The following is a 16845-nucleotide window of genomic DNA, read 5'->3' as shown; positions in this document are numbered from 1 at the left end:
GGCAGTAATATCCGACCTACCGTAAGGCACGGCACAACAGCCGATGTGTATCTGCGCCGCCATCTACCGCGAGCACCTAGCACCCTTCTTACTGCTTGCCGCTGTCGTTCCTGATACTGAAGCTGCTGGCTTTTAAAGAATATTTCTCAACAGGCACGCCATTGCCATTAAGACAGGCGCCCAAGAAAAAGAGCTATGGATGTCAAACACCCATAGCTCCAAAAAACTAGGAGCGTAACCTTGCATAAGATTTCGCACATTTATAGCTTGCATATATGATGCCATCATATATGGCGCGGGAGAAATTAAATACTAATAGTGTGGATTTATATGGTTGGACGCTGCTTAGCCTGTTGCCAAGCATCGAATTAAACAGCGCTTAGGTCAAATGTAGAGAGGCTTGGTTCAGCTGGATTTCGGCTTGGCGTATTGTGCACGTTCGTCCGCTTCACGCTGCTCGCGCCGATCATCCATGCGCGACTCTTCACCCCGGCACCGCTCCACTGCCTTGTCCAAGGCAAGCGTCTTGCCATGCAATGCAAGCCAGTGTACTTTTTGCTGCTCGTAGTTGAGCGCCGCCTCCTGCAGCCGTTCACGCTGACTCCCGACTGCCTGGTCGAGCTTGGCAATGAATAACAGGTACTCCTGCATATGCCCGGAGGCAAGGCCTGCCGCGCCCGCCTCATGCAAACGCCGCTGATATTCATCGCGGTAGGAGAGCAACTCGGACAATCGCTCCTCACCCTCACTCAACATGCGTTGTGCCTGAGCCAGTATGTGCGACGCGCTGAGCTCTCTTGCTTCAGCGATTTGGGCAATAGGTGAAAGCCGCTGTGATTTTGTCATTTCTGTGATCTTCGAAGGTAAGTGATACGTTTAAACCAGATCCTTGACATCCTGCTGGCTCAATACCGGTTCCACGTCAGCCGTCTTGATCAATTGTGCCAGGTCGTGCAAGCTGTCGTTGAGTGTCACCTGCTGGTGCATGTCCTGCTGCAGGAAGTCGATCAGCCGAGGGTTGATCGCTATGGCCTCATCCAGCTGGCGATCACTGCCCGGCGTGTACGCACCGACACTGATAAGATCGCGCCCTTGTTGATAGGTGGAATACAGCTGCTTGAAACGCCGCGCCTCCTGCTGGTGCGCTGGCGTCGTGATATCCGCCATGGCACGGCTGATGGAGGCTTCGGTATCGATCGCGGGATAATGTCCACCCTCGGCCAGCCGGCGCGACAGGACGATGTGGCCATCCAGGATGGCACGCGCGGCATCAGCGATTGGGTCGCTCTGATCGTCACCTTCCGTAAGCACAGTGTAAAAAGCCGTGATGGACCCTCCAGCGATATCCGCATTGCCAGCCCGCTCGACCAGTTGTGCCAGCTTGGCAAAAACCGATGGCGGGTAACCCTTGGTCGCTGGCGGCTCCCCGATTGCGAGGCCAATTTCACGTTGCGCCTGGGCATAGCGCGTTAGCGAATCCATCAGCAACAGCACCTGCTGGCCCTGGTCGCGAAAGTACTCGGCGATGGTGGTAGCCAGTGCCGCGCCCTGCATGCGCAGCAGGGGCGGATTGTCCGCCGGTACCGCCACCACCACCGCGCGGGACATCCCCTCAGGACCGAGGATATTTTCAATGAACTCCTTTACTTCACGTCCACGCTCGCCAATCAGCCCCACTACGATCACATCGGCGCTGGTAAAGCGCGTCATCATGCCGAGCAGCACACTTTTACCCACGCCACTGCCGGCAAACAAACCCATGCGCTGGCCACGGCCAACACTGGCAAGTGCGTTGATGGCGCGCACACCGACATCGAGCGGTTCGCGAATAGGGCGCCGCGCCAGCGGGTTGATGGTTCTGCCTGTAAGTGGCATGCGCTTTTCCAGCTGCAGCGCACCAAGCCCGTCAAGCGGGCATCCTGCACCATCCAGCACCCGCCCCAGCAGCGTTTTTCCCACCATGGCTTCATAGCCACCTTCCTCCGGAATTACACGGGCATTGGCACTGATCCCGCGCGTATCTCCCGTTGGCATCAGAAACAGTTTATCGCCGGAGAATCCCACTACCTCACTTTCAACCTTGCCTCCATCCGGACCGATAATCAGGCACCGTGCGCCTATCGCAGCCCGGCAGCCTACGGCCTCCAGCGTCAGTCCAACCATGCGCGTAAGCTTTCCCTCTACCACCAGTGCAGGCGGGACCTTGATTCGCTCACGCAGCTGCGCAAGCCGCATACTCCATAGTGGTGCACGATCGAGTCCGGGAGAAGCGTTAGCGTGACGCTGTGTCATGTTCGCGTCCGCCCCCCATGAGATTGGCGATCAGTGTGGCCAGTCTCGTCTCCACGCTCGCATCGATATAGGATGTATCTGTGACTACCCGGCAGCCGCCACGCGTCAGCACCGGATCTTCGACGATGCGCCATGATGCACTCTCTTCGCCCATCGCCAGCACATCCCGCAGCAGTGCTGCATCCTCAGGATGCACGTTCAGACGCGCGTTCCGTGCAACTACCGGCAAGCTGGCCATCGCCTCCCGCACCACCGCCACCACCTGGCCAGGATCGGCCTTTATCTCACGCCGCACCATCTGCTTTACCATTGTCATCACCAGCAGCAGCAGTTCTTGCTCCACCTGCTGGTCGAGATCGATGAAGGGGGTATTTAACTTTACCATCAACTGATTCAGTCTCTGGGCATTCGCATGCAGCTCAGCCTTCCCCGCAGCCAGCCCTTCACGGTGCCCCAGCGCAAAGCCCTCGTCATAGGCCTGTTTCTGCAGCAGTTCGAGCTGATTCGCGGTGATCTTGCCCGAGCCATTAGCTGCGATTTCTGAAACATGCACCCAGGGGGCTTCGCCTTCTTTATAGTCACTAAGCTCCTCACTTGGTATGACCCTAGACATACTCTTCGCCACCGCCGCCCAGCGCCAACTGTCCGGCATCTGCCATGCGGCGTGCAACGGTCAGGATTTCCTTCTGCGCCGCCTCTACCTCTGACAGTTTCACTGGCCCCTTGGCCTCGAGGTCGTCGCGCATCATTTCCGATGCGCGCTTCGACATATTTTTGAAAATCTTGTCCTTCATCGCCTGGTCTGCGCCCTTCAACGCCAGCAGCAGATTTTCCGACGACACCTCGCGCAACAGCGCCTGGATCCCGCGGTCGTCCACTTCCAGCAGGTTTTCGAACACAAACATGTGATCCTGTATCTTCTGCCCAAGCTCGGCGTCGTTCTCCTTCACCTTCTCCAGAAGCCCGGACTCGACTGAGCTATCCATATTATTCAGTATGTTGGCAGCAGTTTTGATACCTCCCACCGAGGATGACTTGACGTTACTCGTGCTGTCTCCGGAAAACTGCCGCTCCATGATTTCATCGAGCTCGTGCAGCGCCGAGGGTTGAATCCCATCCAGCGTAGCCACGCGCATCAGAACATCGACACGCACCCGCTCAGGGAACAACGCCAGCACCTCGGCAGACTGATCGCTGTCGAGGTAGGACAGCACGATGGCAATGATCTGGGGATGCTCAAGACGAATGATTTCCGCCACCGAACGCGGCTCCATCCACTTGAGGGCCTCCAGGCCTTTGCTGTTGCTGCCAAGCAGTATGCGGTCGATAACACCGCCGGCCTTGTCTTCGCCCAGCGCCTTAACCAGCACATTGCGGATATAGTCATCCGAGCCGACACCCAGAGCAGTCTGATTGTCTGCGGTGCTACAGAAATCTGCCAGCACCACACCCACCTGATCCTTGGAAATATTGGCGAGTGCAGCCATGGAGGTGCCCACCTTCTGCACCTCCTTCGGCCCCATGTGCTTGAGTACTTCCGAAGCATATTGCTCACCCAGCGTAAGCAACAGTATTGCCGCACGCTCGGAACCTGGAAGTTGCGTACTGACCTCAGCCATCGCTTGCCACCCAGTTCTTGACAACCTGCGCCACGCGCTTCGGATCCTGCGCGGCAAGCGCCTTGGTTGCGTTCAGATTGGTCTCGTAATCATTGGCAGGAGCTGGCAGTCGGTTACCTTGACGCCCTCCTGCACCGATACTCACCCGGTCATCCATCAGCATCTCCTGGTCCAGGGCCGGTCCTGGCAGCGCCCGAGTGGCCAGTCCGCTCAGCACCGGACGCAGCACGCCAAAGACAATGAGGAGTATAAACGCACCGGCCATGATGTTCTTGCCCGCCGTTGCCACCCATGGCTTGCTGAAGAACGAGGGTTCCGGCAGCGGCTCTATCACCTCAGGGGCAGTAAACGAGGCATTGATGACATTTACCGTGTCACCGCGCTTTTCGCTGAAACCCACCGCCTCCTTCACCAGGGTGGTGATGCGCTCAAGCTCTTCAGGCTGCAGAGGCGTCCGCACCAGTTCCTCGTCTTCATCCAGAACCTGACGGTCATCCACCACCACCGCCACCGAAAGACGGCGTATGGTGCCGGCAGGGTTGCGGGTATGACTGATCGTCTTGTCGAGTTCGTAATTGCGCACGGTGTTGTTGCTGCTGTTCATGGGCACTGGCGGCGCAGATGTAGCGTCAGCCGGCGGATTAACGGTATCAACGTCCGTCGGCTCCTGGACAGTGGCAGCTACCGGCGGCTGATTTGACAATGCACCCGGTACGCCGGTGGCGCCCGCGCTGTTTACGGTCTGTTGCTGATTAGACTGCTCGCTGCGTAGTTTTGGTTTCTCGGCATCAAAAATTTCTGCGGTCTGCTCCGTCTGTGTAAAATCAAGGTCAGCCACCACCTGCGCCCGCATCTTGCCGACCCCCGTAATAGGGGTAATGATTTCCTCGATACGACGGATATAGGATTCCTCCAGTCGCTGCGCGTATGCCAGCTGGCTGGAACTCTGACGCATGTCGCGTGAACCGTCTTGCACCGTGAGCAGCTGTCCCTTGTGGTCAATCACCGTCACATTGCCCGTTGCCAGGTTGGGGATGCTGGATGCCACCAGGTGCACAATGGCTGCCACCTGGCCCTCTTCCAGGTTTCTCCCGGCATACAGGTTTACCATCACTGACGCAGTGGGATCCTGCTTGCTGCGCAGAAACACCGACTGCTTCGGAATTGCCAGGTGAACACGGGCACTTTGCACATTGCTGAGCGCACCGATAGTACGCGCCAACTCGCCTTCCAGGGCATGCTGATAACGCGCCGCCTCCATAAACTGGCTTGTACCCAGACTCCGCTGTTCATCCATGATTTCGAAGCCGCCGGCTGTGCCTTTTGGCAAGCCCTGAGCAGCCAGTTTCAGGCGCGTATCATACACACGCTCGGCCGGGATCAGTATGGCACCACTGCCACCCTCCATCTTGTACGGCACATTGAGCTTTTGCAGGGCGTCTACCACATGGCCCATATCCTTGTCCGCGAGGCTGCTGTAAAGCGGACGATAGCCTGGCTCCTGCGACCACTGCACCAGCATGACACCCAGCGATATGCTGGCCGCGAGGCCCAGCATGAGCATCAACTGACGCACCATTGGCAAGCGCATGAAACCTTGCATCGGGGCTGAATAATCCATTTTCATATTAAATACAGTTGCGAGTGGATAATAGCAAGTAGCGAGCACATGACAGCAAGCTGTTATTGCTCACCACTGCTTATACCTGCATGTTCATGATGTCCTGGTATGCCGATACCAGCTTGTTACGCACCTGCGTCATGGCCTGAAAAGAAATACTGGCCTTCTGCAGCGCCACCATCACTTCCGACAGGTCAGCCTTGCTGTTGCCGGTCTCGAAGGCAGATGCCAGCTTGCTGGCCGTCTGCTGCGTTTCGTTGACCTGGTTTACGGCATTCTTCAGCAGGCCGGAGAAATCTGTGCTGGCTGCCCCTGTGGTCGGTGGCGACAGTCCCTGGGACTGTGCCGCCATCGTGCGCAGCTGTGTAAGCAGCTGTGTAGTGTCAATATCATTCATGTGCGCCTCCTGATCCCAAGCCCTGCGGTTATACCCGCTTGAGGTCGTGTTACTGTGCTCCTGTTATGCATTTTCCACACCAAACCGGGCCTGGGTCTTGAATGGTTTCGTTTGCGCGGAATCCAGCACCGAGCCTGGCAGAAAAACACCGGCCTCACGCAGACGCGCCAGCTTGTAGCGCAGTGTGCGTTCGCTGATACCCAGACGTTCTGCCGCGTATTTCCTGCTGCCCCGGCCAGCACGCAACGCCTCGACAATGAGATCCTGCTCACGCGCCTTGAGGTCGTGCCCCAGCACATCACCCTGCACGGTAACGGCTGTCTCAGTGCCTGAAGGCCCGCCCTGGTCGATATCGAATGACAAGGCCTCGACCCCAATCTTGTCGCCGCAATGCAGGATCAGGACACGCTGAATCAGATTGTCGAGTTCCCGCACATTCCCCGGCCACTGGTGGGCCAGCAGCTTCTGCTCCGCCGCTGGTGTAAATTCCGGCCTGGTCTGGCCTGCGGCGCGCGCGTGGCGCGCAAGAAGATGGGTGGCAAGCGGCAGAATATCCTGGATGCGTTCGCGCAGGGGCGGCAGGTAAAGCGGGAATACATTCAACCGGTAAAACAGGTCTTCGCGGAAACGTCCTGCGGAAACCTCCTCCCGCATGATCCGGTTCGAGGTTGTGAGAACACGCACATTGAGTGGTATCGTCTTGCGCCCACCCAACCGCTCTACCTCGCGCTCTTGCAGCACACGTAGCAGCTTTGCCTGCAGGCCAAGATTCATTTCGGATATTTCATCCAGCAACAAGGTACCGCCATCGGCCTGCTCAAACTTGCCGGGGCAGGCCTGGTAGGCACCTGTGAACGCACCTTTCTCATACCCGAACAGCGTTGCCTCCAGCATATTGTCGGGTATTGCCGCACAATTGATGGCGATAAACGGCTGCTTGCTGCGCCTCGAGTGCTGATGAATAAAGCGTGCCAGCACCTCCTTGCCTGTGCCGGATTCTCCACCGATCATCACGGTTGCATCACTGCCCGCCACTCTCCGGGCCAGCTCCGTAATCTCGCGCGTGCGCGCATCCCTTGTCGTCCACTCCGGACCAGCAGTCGTGTCCCGCACCACAAAGCGTGTAACGCGCTGGATCAGGGCTTCGGCCTCGAATGGTTTCACAAGATAATCCACCGCGCCATCACGCATGGCTTCCACTGCATGCTTGATGGTTCCATAGGCCGTCATCAGCAACACCGGTAAATCAGGCCGCTGCTGTCTCAGTTGCTTGAGCAGGGTATGACCGTCCATACGGTTCATCTGCACGTCACTCACCACCATGCCGATTGCCGGGCCACGCTGACTATCGCCCAACAGCTCCAACGCGGCACGCCCGTCTGCGGCAGTAGCCACACCATAGCCCGCCTGCTGCAGTGTGTCGCACAAGGCTTCACGTAGCGAGGCATCATCTTCAACAACCAGAACTGTGGACGAACTCATGGGGTGCTCCTTGTTGCAGTGTTGGATAAATCGGGATGGGATGTGGCGCTGTTCAATGTCGTCGTGCGGACACCGCTTGCCATTGCTTCCCCGGGGGAAAAGACCGGCAGGCTCAGAATAAAAGTACTGCCTTTTCCGGGCACCGACTCAAGCCGCACACTGCCGTGGTGGGCATGTACGATAGATTGCACTACGGCAAGTCCGAGCCCGGTGCCGTCGCAGCGCGTGGTAAAAAACGGCTCGAAGATGCGCTCGCGTATCTCCACAGGCACGCCTGGCCCGTTGTCACTGAGCGCAATCAATACCTGCGGGTAGCCTTGCCCATCGACGACAGACCGCGCACCAAGAGCAAGCTGGGCTTTACCGTTACACGCCTGCATGGCATTGGTGGCAAGATTCTGCAGCACACTCAGCAAGGCCTGCTGATAACCGTGCAACAGTGTATTGTGCGTTTCGTCCACGATGGTCAGCGAACACTGACCGGCTGATATGTAGGTTTCCATTGCCTGCGAAAACTCATGCAGCAACGATCCAACCGGCAATGGCTCCACCTCTCCGCCACTGCCGTCACGTGCAAACAACAACATATCGTTAACCAGCGCCTCCAGATGGTGCAGGCGAGAGCGGATTTTTTCAGCGTAACGCCTTACTTCCTGCGGAGCATGACCCGGATTGAGGAGTTGTTCGCTATAGAGCAGTGCTACCGCAAGCGGTGTACGTATCTGGTGGGCAAGACTGGCGGTCATTTCACCCATGGCCGAAAGACGCTGGTGGTGGCCCAGACGCTCCTGCAACACACGCGCCTCAGTCACATCCTTGAACAGAAGAATGCGTCCCGGCTCAGCGCCGAGCGTGCTTTGCGACATATGAACGCGCCGCCCATCACGCAGACTGAGCTCCTGCTGTTCGACCAGGCGCGGAACAAATGCGCGGTCAAACACCTCGGCCCAGCGCCGCCCCATCAGCGGCTCACCCAGAAAATCACACGCGACAGGATTATACTCGGCGATACACCCTGATCCATCAAGCACCACGACAGCGGCGGGCAATGCATTGAGCAGGGTCTCCAGCCTGCTTGCCAGACGTTCCTTCTCTGCAAGCTGTTGTAATCGCTCACTGCGCGCTGCGGCAAGCTCGGCATTGAGCCGTGCCGTACGCTCCTCGAGGGCCTGATAGGCGGTGGTGAGTTGTGTCGATAACTGGTTGAAGATGCCGAACGCCCGCTCCAGGTCGCGGTTGGTCGAGCTATCGTGCGGGTCTTGTCGGTGTTCGCTCTGCATGGCACAGGTCATCTAGCAAAACCTGTGCCGCAGTTACTCACTCTCTATAAAACAGAAGGTTACAAACAGCGCCCCCTATTGCGCCGGGCTGGCTTGTCAAAAATCCGACGTTGCGTCGGCACGGCTCAACCCGAGCTTGCGCATCTTTTCCACCAGCGTGGTGCGCCGCATCTTGAGCAAGGTGGCAGCGTGCGCCACCACACCGTTCGACTCCTCCAGCGCCTGCTGAATCAGCGTAGCCTCCAGCTGTTGCATATGCTCCTTGAGGTCAATGCCCTTGCGTGGCAACCGTGGCTGAGCATCGTGCGTAGCCTGCAGTAGCGAGGGCATCACCACCTCTTCATCCACTGCGGATTCGGCAGACGTGGCGTCGTCGCCCGCCCCTGCACGGAACTTTTCGGGCAGGTCCACCACATCCACTACCCCATAGGGGTAGAGGATGGCAAGGCGTTCGATCAGGTTGGCAAGTTCACGCACATTGCCTGTCCATGGGTACTGGCACAGAACCAGAACGGCTGCAGGCGTCAGCCGTACCGAACCACGTTTTTCGTGCTCAATACGCAAAATCAGCTCATTGACCAGCAGCGGTATATCCTCAATCCGCTCGCGCAGCGGGGGCATATCAATGGGAAACACATTCAGACGGTAAAACAGGTCTTCCCGAAACCTTCCGCTGTGGATAGCCTCTTCAAGCTTGATGTGCGTGGCGGCGATGATACGCAGATTCACGTGGATTTGCTTGTTGGAGCCCACTCGCTCGAACGTGCGCTCCTGCAATACGCGCAACAATTTCACCTGCATCGACAGGCCCATATCGCCAATCTCGTCCAGAAACAAGGTACCGGACTCGGCGAGTTCAAACCGCCCCTGGCGCGCCGAGATGGCACCGGTGAAGGCGCCCTTCTCATGCCCAAACAGCTCGCTCTCCAGAAGATCGGGAGGGATTGCGCCGCAATTCACCGGCACAAAGGGTTTGTCGCGACGCGAAGAGTAATAGTGGATATTACGCGCCACCACCTCCTTGCCCGTACCTGATTCTCCCAGTATGAGCACAGTGGCATCCGTCTCGGCGACCTGCTCGATGAGCTTGCGTACCGCGCGAATGCTGCGACTGTTGCCAACCAGACTGCGGAATACCTCCAGCGGCCGCTTCGTATTGCTCGGTTCATGACTGTCACGGTAAACCTGGGCCTGTTGCAAGGCATAGCTAAGCTGTGCGTACTTCAGCGGTACATCTACGCGTCCAAGGGTACCGGAAACAAGTTCTTGAGAAATGTTGTACTTATCGGCGCTATCGACCAGCAACAGCACCGGGGCCTGTGGCGACCACTCCTTGACTTCACCCAGCACTTCGATGCGCGACCTTATCGAACCGCAATTCCCAAGCAATACGATGTGTACGCTGCCAGCCAGCCCGACAGCGTCACGCCAGCCTTTGCTCTCAGCAGCAATAACCACCGCATGGTCTATGAACTCAAGAATAGTCGTGAGCTCTTTGCGCCTTGTCGCGTCCGATTCAATCACCAGAATTGTCGTTACTGCGGGCATACAATTCTTTCCTTAAAGTAATATCCCGGGCCTCGCCCCATACTCAGGCCGCCACCCGGAAGCATATCGGTTACCCCGTCGGCAATCTGCCAGTCGCCGACAATCAGTTTCTGAAATTGCTACAGAGATTCTAGTTCTGTGGTAAGTGTATTTAATACAGACACATGAAAGCAAGATACCCTGTGGTCAGCAATTATACAAGGCAGTGCGCGGATCAAGCCGCACGCGAGTCAGGCGGGGAGCTGATTCAGGAAGGGGTGGCGCTACGCCGTGCGTGCGCAATACGGCGGCGGTGGTGACGAAAAATGATTTTCTCCAGCAAGTCCTGCACGGACTCACTTGTATCCTCGAACATGACGACAGTGCGCATCCCTTGCGCCAAGGGAGTCACACTGCGCACCCGGCCCAGCAACCGGAGCGCACGCGGGTAGCGCGCGCTGAGGTAAAGTTCGATGCCGACAAGCCCGCCTGGAGCAGGCGCTTCTGCCGCCTCCCACTCGACACCCTGCATGCCCAGGCGCACCAGCACCCTGGCAGGCTGATCATGGTAGTAGGACAGCACTTCGCCGACAAGATCAAGCACAAGATTGAGCTTGAAATCCATACGCGCCAGCTCGTGCGCCACATTGGCGGAATCCTCGGCAAGCTCACCGCGAGAGTCGCCCAGCATCAACAGCGTGCGCAATATATCAAGATTGGACTCCGCCAGCGCAATGGCCTCGGATTCGTCCGGCCTTGCCTCTACTGCACTCCACTGCAACGCAAGGTGATCTTCATACACCAAGCCCCCCGCAAGGGGGTGTGTATCCGGATTATTCATAATACAGCCCGTCCCTACGCAGATATTGACTTTTATAGTGCCGACACCGGGTGTCGCCTGCTATTGATTTCGGGTGTACGCCTGCTGTGCCTGCTGTGCCTCGCGGAAGTGCCTCAGTTCGACCTCTATAGTACTCCGCTCCTGTTCCGCAATATTGAGTATATTGTGGTTTATCAACAGCAACTCCTGAACATGTCTGGCAGCCTCTATACTTCTTGCGCTGGATGGAGGCCGCAAGGTGGCAAGCATGGCAAGCGGTTCCGCCCGCTGCTGCTCCAGCTCCGTAAACACACCCCATTCACGCGCCTGCGCAGCACTGTACATGGCCTGTGTCAGCAGCACAACCGTATGCAATTGCTTGCAGCCATCGTCTTCGCAAGAAATAAACCCGGCAGGACTCGTATCCATTAATTGTCCCTGTATCAGGAAGTGCCGCCAACCGGCGCGGAATCCTGCTGCGCTATCGCAACCCAGGCGTTTCTGATTTCCATCAGCAGCCCGGACACCTCGTCCAGCAAACGTATATCGTTTTCGCAGTTGGCACGCAACAGGCACCGATCCATGTAGCTATACAGTTCGTCAAGATTCTGTGCCAGTGCACCGCCAGCCTCCTTGTTCAGGCTCGCGCGCAAGCCATCCAGAATCGTAATGACACGGCTGATGCAGGCTCCCTTCTCCACTGTTTCACCACGCGACATATGACCTTTCGCAATAGCGATTCTTTCCAGCGCACCATCAAGCAGCAGAGCGATAAGTCTGTGCCGGCTGGCGTCAGTGATACCCGTCTCGACCCTGACATCGTTGTACTTGCTTAATGCGCCGCGCATTCCCGAGAAAGCCATCGTTCACCCTTTTCCTGTGTTATTTAAGATTCTGCAGTTGAGCAAGCTGCTGAGTGAGAAAATCACCCGTACTCTTCAAGCGTGATATCGCCAAATCAAGACTGGTGAATTGCGCACGCAATCGCCGCTCCACGCCCACCAGACGGAGGTTAAACGCCTCTCTCTGGCTGGCAATATCCCTGATGCTGCTATTAATGCCATCGGTGCGACTGCTCACTGCTCCATTCTCACCCAACAGGTTAGCGGCCAATTTATCCAGTTGATAAGCGTAACCCTGGGAATAATTCACTGTGCCACGGCTGCCGGTGCTGCCACCGATGATTTGCAGACGCAGCCCTTCAGAGTCATCTCCCACGACACCCGTAAGAAACTGCCCGGAACCACCCGCCGCGACACCATTGATAGTCCCTGCCACATCCACGCCTGCAGCGCCGGCACCGACACTGAACCCGATCGTGGCACTGGTATTAGTGTCCACCGTACTGAACTCCACTTTGGAAACAGAACCATAGCGGTTCGATGTAACCACAAAATTCGTGCCGTCATGGGTTACCGTCACCGTCCTGCCCGCTGCCGCCAGCGCACTGTCACCATTGATCTTGGCCTGTATTTCGGCGGCCAGTGCGGCTGCCGTAGCATAGGAGTTCTGCGCCAGACTGATGGTGCCCGAACTGACTCCATCGATCTTGACACTGAAATTGTTATTGTCAGCATCAATAGTAATCGGGAAAGCGGGAGTAGCCGCTGCATTGTAAAGGCCACGCGTCGCAAGCGTGGTCAGCGCTACGTCATAGCTGCCGGGCTTGGTTTTACTGTTACCGCTGACATAGGACACCAGGCTGTCGCTCGCCTTGCCCAGCGCTGCGAACAGACTGGCAACGTCATTGAAGTTCGATTCGATGGCGCTCTGCAACTTGACGGCATCTATGCTCAGGCTGCCGTCCTTCTGAAAACTGACACCTATGTGCGAAAGCAGCGTGTACTCGCCGTCAACAAACTGCACCGCACTGTTCAGTGAGGCACGTAACTGCTGCTGGATAGAACGTGCACCGGCATCGCCTTGCAGTATGCTGGACCTCTTGGTACTGGCATTGAATTCAGTCAGACCAGTCAGCGTCTGCTGTACGCTGTTATAGGATTTAACAAAATTCTCCACCGATGTCTTCACCGCCGCCGTATCGCGCGTGACCACCAGTGATGCGGCTACCCCGGTGGCGCTCGGCTTCACCAGGTTAAGCGTGACGCCCTGAATCACATCGGTAATGGTGTTTGATGATTTTTTAATGCCGCTAATGCCGTCAACGTTCAGCTCTGCATCCTGTGCCGCAACGGTCTGCACCGGGTTCTGGGCACCCTCCGGATCGTATGCCAGCAGGCTGGCGAGGGCGGCATCGCCGCTCACAGCGATGCGCAGGCTGTTGGCCACACCGCTGCTGCCGGAACTCAGCACCAGGCGAGCAGGCGCGGAGGCCGTACCGTCATTGACAATGGAGGCCGAGACCCCGATGCCGGCCGCATTGATGGCATTGCGTATACCTTCCAGGGTGTTGTTGGTGCTGTCGATGGTGATCGTTTTTGAACCCTGGGCCGGGTTCAGCGTATAACTCGCGCCTGTATAGCGTCCGTCGCCCCCCAGCGTGCCGCCGCTGATGGTGCCGAAATCAAAGGTGAGCGTGGTGGCAGTGCCTGTACCTATTGTTGCCGTGCTGCTTGCCTGACCGGCACTGGCAATCTTGTGTATCTGGGCGAGCTTTACCACCTCAATGGCATAATTACCCGTGATCGCCGTCGCAGAGCCGGTAGCCGTGTAAACCGTGGTGTCTGCAGATGTGGCCTTGAAGGTCTGGAATTTGGAGAGATCACTCAGGCTCCGTATCGCCGTTTGCAAGGATGACAGCGCGCCCTTGATGGATCCGTAGGCCGAGAGCTTTGCCTGATAGCCGGCCTCCTTTCTGTCGAGATCAACCAGCGGCTGACGCTCCAGGCCCAGCAGCTGACTGACAATGTTGTTTACATCCAGTCCCGAACCGATTCCTGATGCTACAATTGGCATGTGCGTTTCCTCGCGTCACAACCTCAGCCTGTGGCCCTGTCCGGTAAATCAGGGCGGGCGGACTTTCTCCGCCCGCCCTGACACTTTAAAGCAGATGTGACGGATAGGGCTAGCTTAACGGTTTGCTCTGTACTTACGAAGCAGCGGGTTGCAAATTCAATACCAACCGGATGATTCAGGCCTTGGCCCGGAGTATCACACCCTGATTCGTCTCCAGACTGTGAGCTATGGCCAATGCCTCCTCCGAAGGAATCTGGCGTATTACCTCCTGTGTTGCCGAGTCCGTGACCGTAATCACGGTGTGCCCGGTTCCCTCGTCGATACTGAACCGCAAATCACGGCGCAGGTTCTGCACATAGTCGTTCAAGCGACTCACAGCCTGTATTAACTCGGTCTCGGCGGCCTGTGTGGCTGCCAGTTCGACACTGGCATCAGCCGGCAGGTCATCCGCTTGTTCCGGCAATTGTTGCCGCGAACTTGCCTGTTGCTCTGGTTGTCCATGTCCCGCAGATCCAAATCCCGCAGACCGGGTTGCCGTCACCTGTGTAACTATAGGTGTGGGCATGGCGTTTACCTCTTCTCACTTCACCTAAGAAGTGCGTCCGGGGCCAGAAAAAACCCCGGACACGTTCCTGTCTACGCTGCCTCCCGGCTTAACGCAACAGCGACAGCACTTGCTGTGGCAGTGAGTTGGCCTGGGCCAGAATCGCCACACCGGCCTGCTGCAGTATCTGACCGCGGGTAAGGGCTGCGGTTTCGGCCGCAAAGTCAGCATCCAGAATTCGGCTACGTGACGATGTCAGGTTTTCCGAGGTGGTTTGCAGGCTCGCGATCACCGATGCAAAGCGGTTCTGATAGGCGCCCAGTTCCGCACGCGAGGTGTTCACCGACGACAAGGCCGCATCTACGATGGACAGTGCCGCGTTGGCGCCCGTGACGGAGGAGATGTCTACTGTCCCCAGTGCCGCGGTGAAGTTGACCGTGGTGGTCGTAGCCTGCGAGTTGCCGGCGATGATGCTGGAGCCTGCAAACGCAGTGTTGGCCCCGGTGATGGTAATACCATCGACTCCGTTGCCGCTCAGCGTGAGTGTGCCACGGCTGGTCTGGGTCCCGGTCAGCCCGGCGAAGCCGCCCGCCGCATTCCCGGCCAGCGTTTCCGTGAGCACCAGGTTACTGCCATCGGCCTTGCTGAAGGTGAGAGTCCCGGCCGCCGCAGTACCCGTGTAGCTGATGCCGGCGGTCGTCAGGGCCGCGGCATTAGTCGTCACGGCGCTGTCAATGTAGGCGCCGGTGACGTTCGGGCTGTAGGTCGGGTTGCTGGTCTGGGTGCTGCCCGCCACCGTGGTGGTAAAGCCACCCGTGGCGCCACCCGTCAGGGCCTCGACGACCGACAAGCTGGTGCCATCGGCCTTGGTAAAGGTCAAGGTGCCGAGTGCGGCCGTACCGGTAAAGGAAATACCCAATCCACTGAGTGTCGTGCCAACACCCCCCCCAAGGGCGGTATCGATGGCAGCTGCCACATCGGCCGGGCTGTAGGTCTGGGTGTAGGTGGTCGGGGTGGCACCGATGGTGGTGAAACCTGCGGCCGCATCGCCGCCGAAGGCCTGGGTGACAGTGAGGCTACGGCCGTCATCCGTGGTGAACTCGAGGTCGCCACCCACAACGGATCCGTTCACGGTGATGCCGGCAGCGGCAAGCGCGGCGGCATGAGTCACCGTGATCGCGTTGTCGAGGTAGGCATCATCGATTGTGGTCGCCTGCGGATCCACGGCATTGACCAGGGTCACGCTGCCCACGGTCAGGGTAAAGGTCGCGCTGCCTGCCGTGGTACCGGTAACCGTGGTGAAGGCATTGAGGTCGGTACCGGTGGTGGTGCTGGAGGTTACCGCCTGATTGACCACATTGGTCCCGTCGACCGTCAGGCTGTAATTGCCGGCGAAGGTGGCACCGATCGTCACGTTCTCGCCGGCGATGGCGGTGTAACTGCCGAGCGCACCGGAAGTGGTTGAGGAGGTGATCGCCTGGTTGTTCACAATGTTGACGCCGCCAACCGACAGGGTATAGGCCGCACTGCCGCCAGCCGTGCCGGTGAGGCCCGAGAAGGCGCCGAGCGAGCCGGAGCTGGAGGCCGAAGCCGTCGCGGTGACGCTGGTCAGACCGGTCTGGGCATTGATGGCATTGGCAATCAGGCGTGCATCCTGGGCCACGGTGCCGATGTCGCGGCCGTTGATGATCAGGTCACCTGCACCCAGTGCCGCAGTCGGCGCACCGCCACCAGCGAGTGTCGTGGTCGAGTAGCTGCTGGAAGAGGTACCGCCCAACACGCTGGTACGGACACTGGCGATGGAAGCGATGCTGATGGTTTGGCCGGAGTCGGCACCTACCTGGAACTGCTGGTTGGAAAAGGTGCCATCAAGCAGCGCCACACCATTGAACTTGGTCTGCTGTGCCACGCGATCGATTTCGGCCAGCAACTGCGACACTTCGTTCTGCAGCGCGGCGCGGTCGCTCGAGCTGTTGGTGGCGTTGGCAGACTGTACCGCCAGCTCACGAATACGCTGCAGGTTGTTGGTTTGCTCGGCGAGCGCGCCTTCTGCGGTTTGCGACAGCGAAATACCATCATTGGAGTTACGTGCGGCCTGGTTCAAGCCGCGGATCTGGGTGGTAAACCGCTCGGCGATAGCAAGGCCGGCAGCATCATCCTTGGCGCTGTTGATGCGCAGACCTGAAGACAAGCGCTGCAGCGAGACCGCCAACTGCGACTGCGATGTATTCAGGTTACGCTGGGCATTTAACGAAGGTATATTGGTATTGATAATTTGAGGCATTTCTGTTTCTCCTAATCCGCCCGAGCCGGTTTTGGCTGAGCTTGCAAGTTAAGTACAAGCTGG

Annotated in this window: 15 protein-coding genes; all 15 read right to left on the bottom strand. The window is 58.0% G+C overall.

The window, feature by feature from the left end; genetic code table 11:
- Positions 1–405: 405 nt before the first annotated feature.
- The 15 genes from fliJ to Q8L89_05395 all read right to left on the bottom strand — a co-directional run bounded on the left by fliJ (position 406) and on the right by Q8L89_05395 (position 16782).
- On the bottom strand, positions 406–846 hold the full coding sequence (gene fliJ, locus Q8L89_05465; GenBank protein MDP1708496.1) for a flagellar export protein FliJ: 441 nt from the start codon (positions 844–846) through the stop codon (positions 406–408).
- Positions 847–876: 30 nt separating this feature from the next.
- Positions 877–2235 (bottom strand): flagellar protein export ATPase FliI, encoded by a 1359-nt coding sequence (gene fliI, locus Q8L89_05460; protein MDP1708495.1) that lies wholly within the window; start codon positions 2233–2235, stop codon positions 877–879.
- A gap of 37 nt (positions 2236–2272) precedes the next feature.
- Positions 2273–2905, bottom strand: a complete 633-nt coding sequence (locus Q8L89_05455) for a flagellar assembly protein FliH (GenBank protein ID MDP1708494.1) — start codon at positions 2903–2905, stop codon at positions 2273–2275.
- Positions 2898–3911 carry a flagellar motor switch protein FliG gene (gene fliG, locus Q8L89_05450; GenBank protein MDP1708493.1) on the bottom strand — a complete coding sequence of 338 codons (1014 nt, stop codon included), beginning with the start codon at positions 3909–3911 and terminating at the stop codon, positions 2898–2900. The genes Q8L89_05455 and fliG overlap by 8 nt, the downstream gene beginning before the upstream one ends.
- Complete coding sequence (fliF, locus tag Q8L89_05445) at positions 3904–5502, bottom strand: flagellar basal-body MS-ring/collar protein FliF (GenBank protein ID MDP1708492.1); 1599 nt, start codon at positions 5500–5502, stop codon at positions 3904–3906. Before fliF ends, fliG begins: the two co-directional genes overlap by 8 nt.
- 109 nt (positions 5503–5611) lie before the next feature.
- Entirely contained in the window at positions 5612–5929 is a 318-nt protein-coding gene (gene fliE / locus Q8L89_05440) for a flagellar hook-basal body complex protein FliE (protein MDP1708491.1), read from the bottom strand.
- A 63-nt stretch (positions 5930–5992) separates the two neighbouring features.
- The gene (locus tag Q8L89_05435; protein ID MDP1708490.1) at positions 5993–7411 is read right to left on the bottom strand and encodes a sigma-54 dependent transcriptional regulator; all 1419 of its coding nucleotides are present in this window, start codon (positions 7409–7411) and stop codon (positions 5993–5995) included.
- The gene (locus Q8L89_05430) at positions 7408–8691 is read right to left on the bottom strand and encodes an ATP-binding protein (GenBank protein ID MDP1708489.1); all 1284 of its coding nucleotides are present in this window, start codon (positions 8689–8691) and stop codon (positions 7408–7410) included. The genes Q8L89_05435 and Q8L89_05430 overlap by 4 nt, the downstream gene beginning before the upstream one ends.
- Before the next feature lie 96 nt (positions 8692–8787).
- Positions 8788–10239, bottom strand: a complete 1452-nt coding sequence (locus Q8L89_05425; GenBank protein ID MDP1708488.1) for a sigma-54 dependent transcriptional regulator — start codon at positions 10237–10239, stop codon at positions 8788–8790.
- 247 nt (positions 10240–10486) lie between these two features.
- Positions 10487–11059 carry a PilZ domain-containing protein gene (locus Q8L89_05420; protein ID MDP1708487.1) on the bottom strand — a complete coding sequence of 191 codons (573 nt, stop codon included), beginning with the start codon at positions 11057–11059 and terminating at the stop codon, positions 10487–10489.
- 60 nt (positions 11060–11119) lie between these two features.
- Positions 11120–11467, bottom strand: coding sequence for a flagellar protein FliT (locus tag Q8L89_05415; GenBank protein ID MDP1708486.1), 348 nt, complete (start codon positions 11465–11467; stop codon positions 11120–11122).
- A 14-nt stretch (positions 11468–11481) separates the two neighbouring features.
- Positions 11482–11901 carry a flagellar export chaperone FliS gene (gene fliS, locus Q8L89_05410; protein ID MDP1708485.1) on the bottom strand — a complete coding sequence of 140 codons (420 nt, stop codon included), beginning with the start codon at positions 11899–11901 and terminating at the stop codon, positions 11482–11484.
- A 19-nt stretch (positions 11902–11920) separates the two neighbouring features.
- Complete coding sequence (gene fliD / locus Q8L89_05405) at positions 11921–13954, bottom strand: flagellar filament capping protein FliD (protein MDP1708484.1); 2034 nt, start codon at positions 13952–13954, stop codon at positions 11921–11923.
- Between the two features lie 175 nt (positions 13955–14129).
- Positions 14130–14519: a flagellar protein FlaG gene (locus Q8L89_05400; GenBank protein ID MDP1708483.1), complete on the bottom strand. Its 390-nt coding sequence runs from the start codon at positions 14517–14519 to the stop codon at positions 14130–14132.
- Positions 14520–14607: 88 nt separating this feature from the next.
- Positions 14608–16782 carry a flagellin gene (locus Q8L89_05395; GenBank protein ID MDP1708482.1) on the bottom strand — a complete coding sequence of 725 codons (2175 nt, stop codon included), beginning with the start codon at positions 16780–16782 and terminating at the stop codon, positions 14608–14610.
- Positions 16783–16845: the final 63 nt, after the last annotated feature.

This window comes from Gammaproteobacteria bacterium (assembly GCA_030680605.1).
Classification (GTDB): domain Bacteria; phylum Pseudomonadota; class Gammaproteobacteria; order SURF-13; family SURF-13; genus JAQBXX01.
This window is presented reverse-complemented; position numbering and strand designations above follow the sequence as displayed.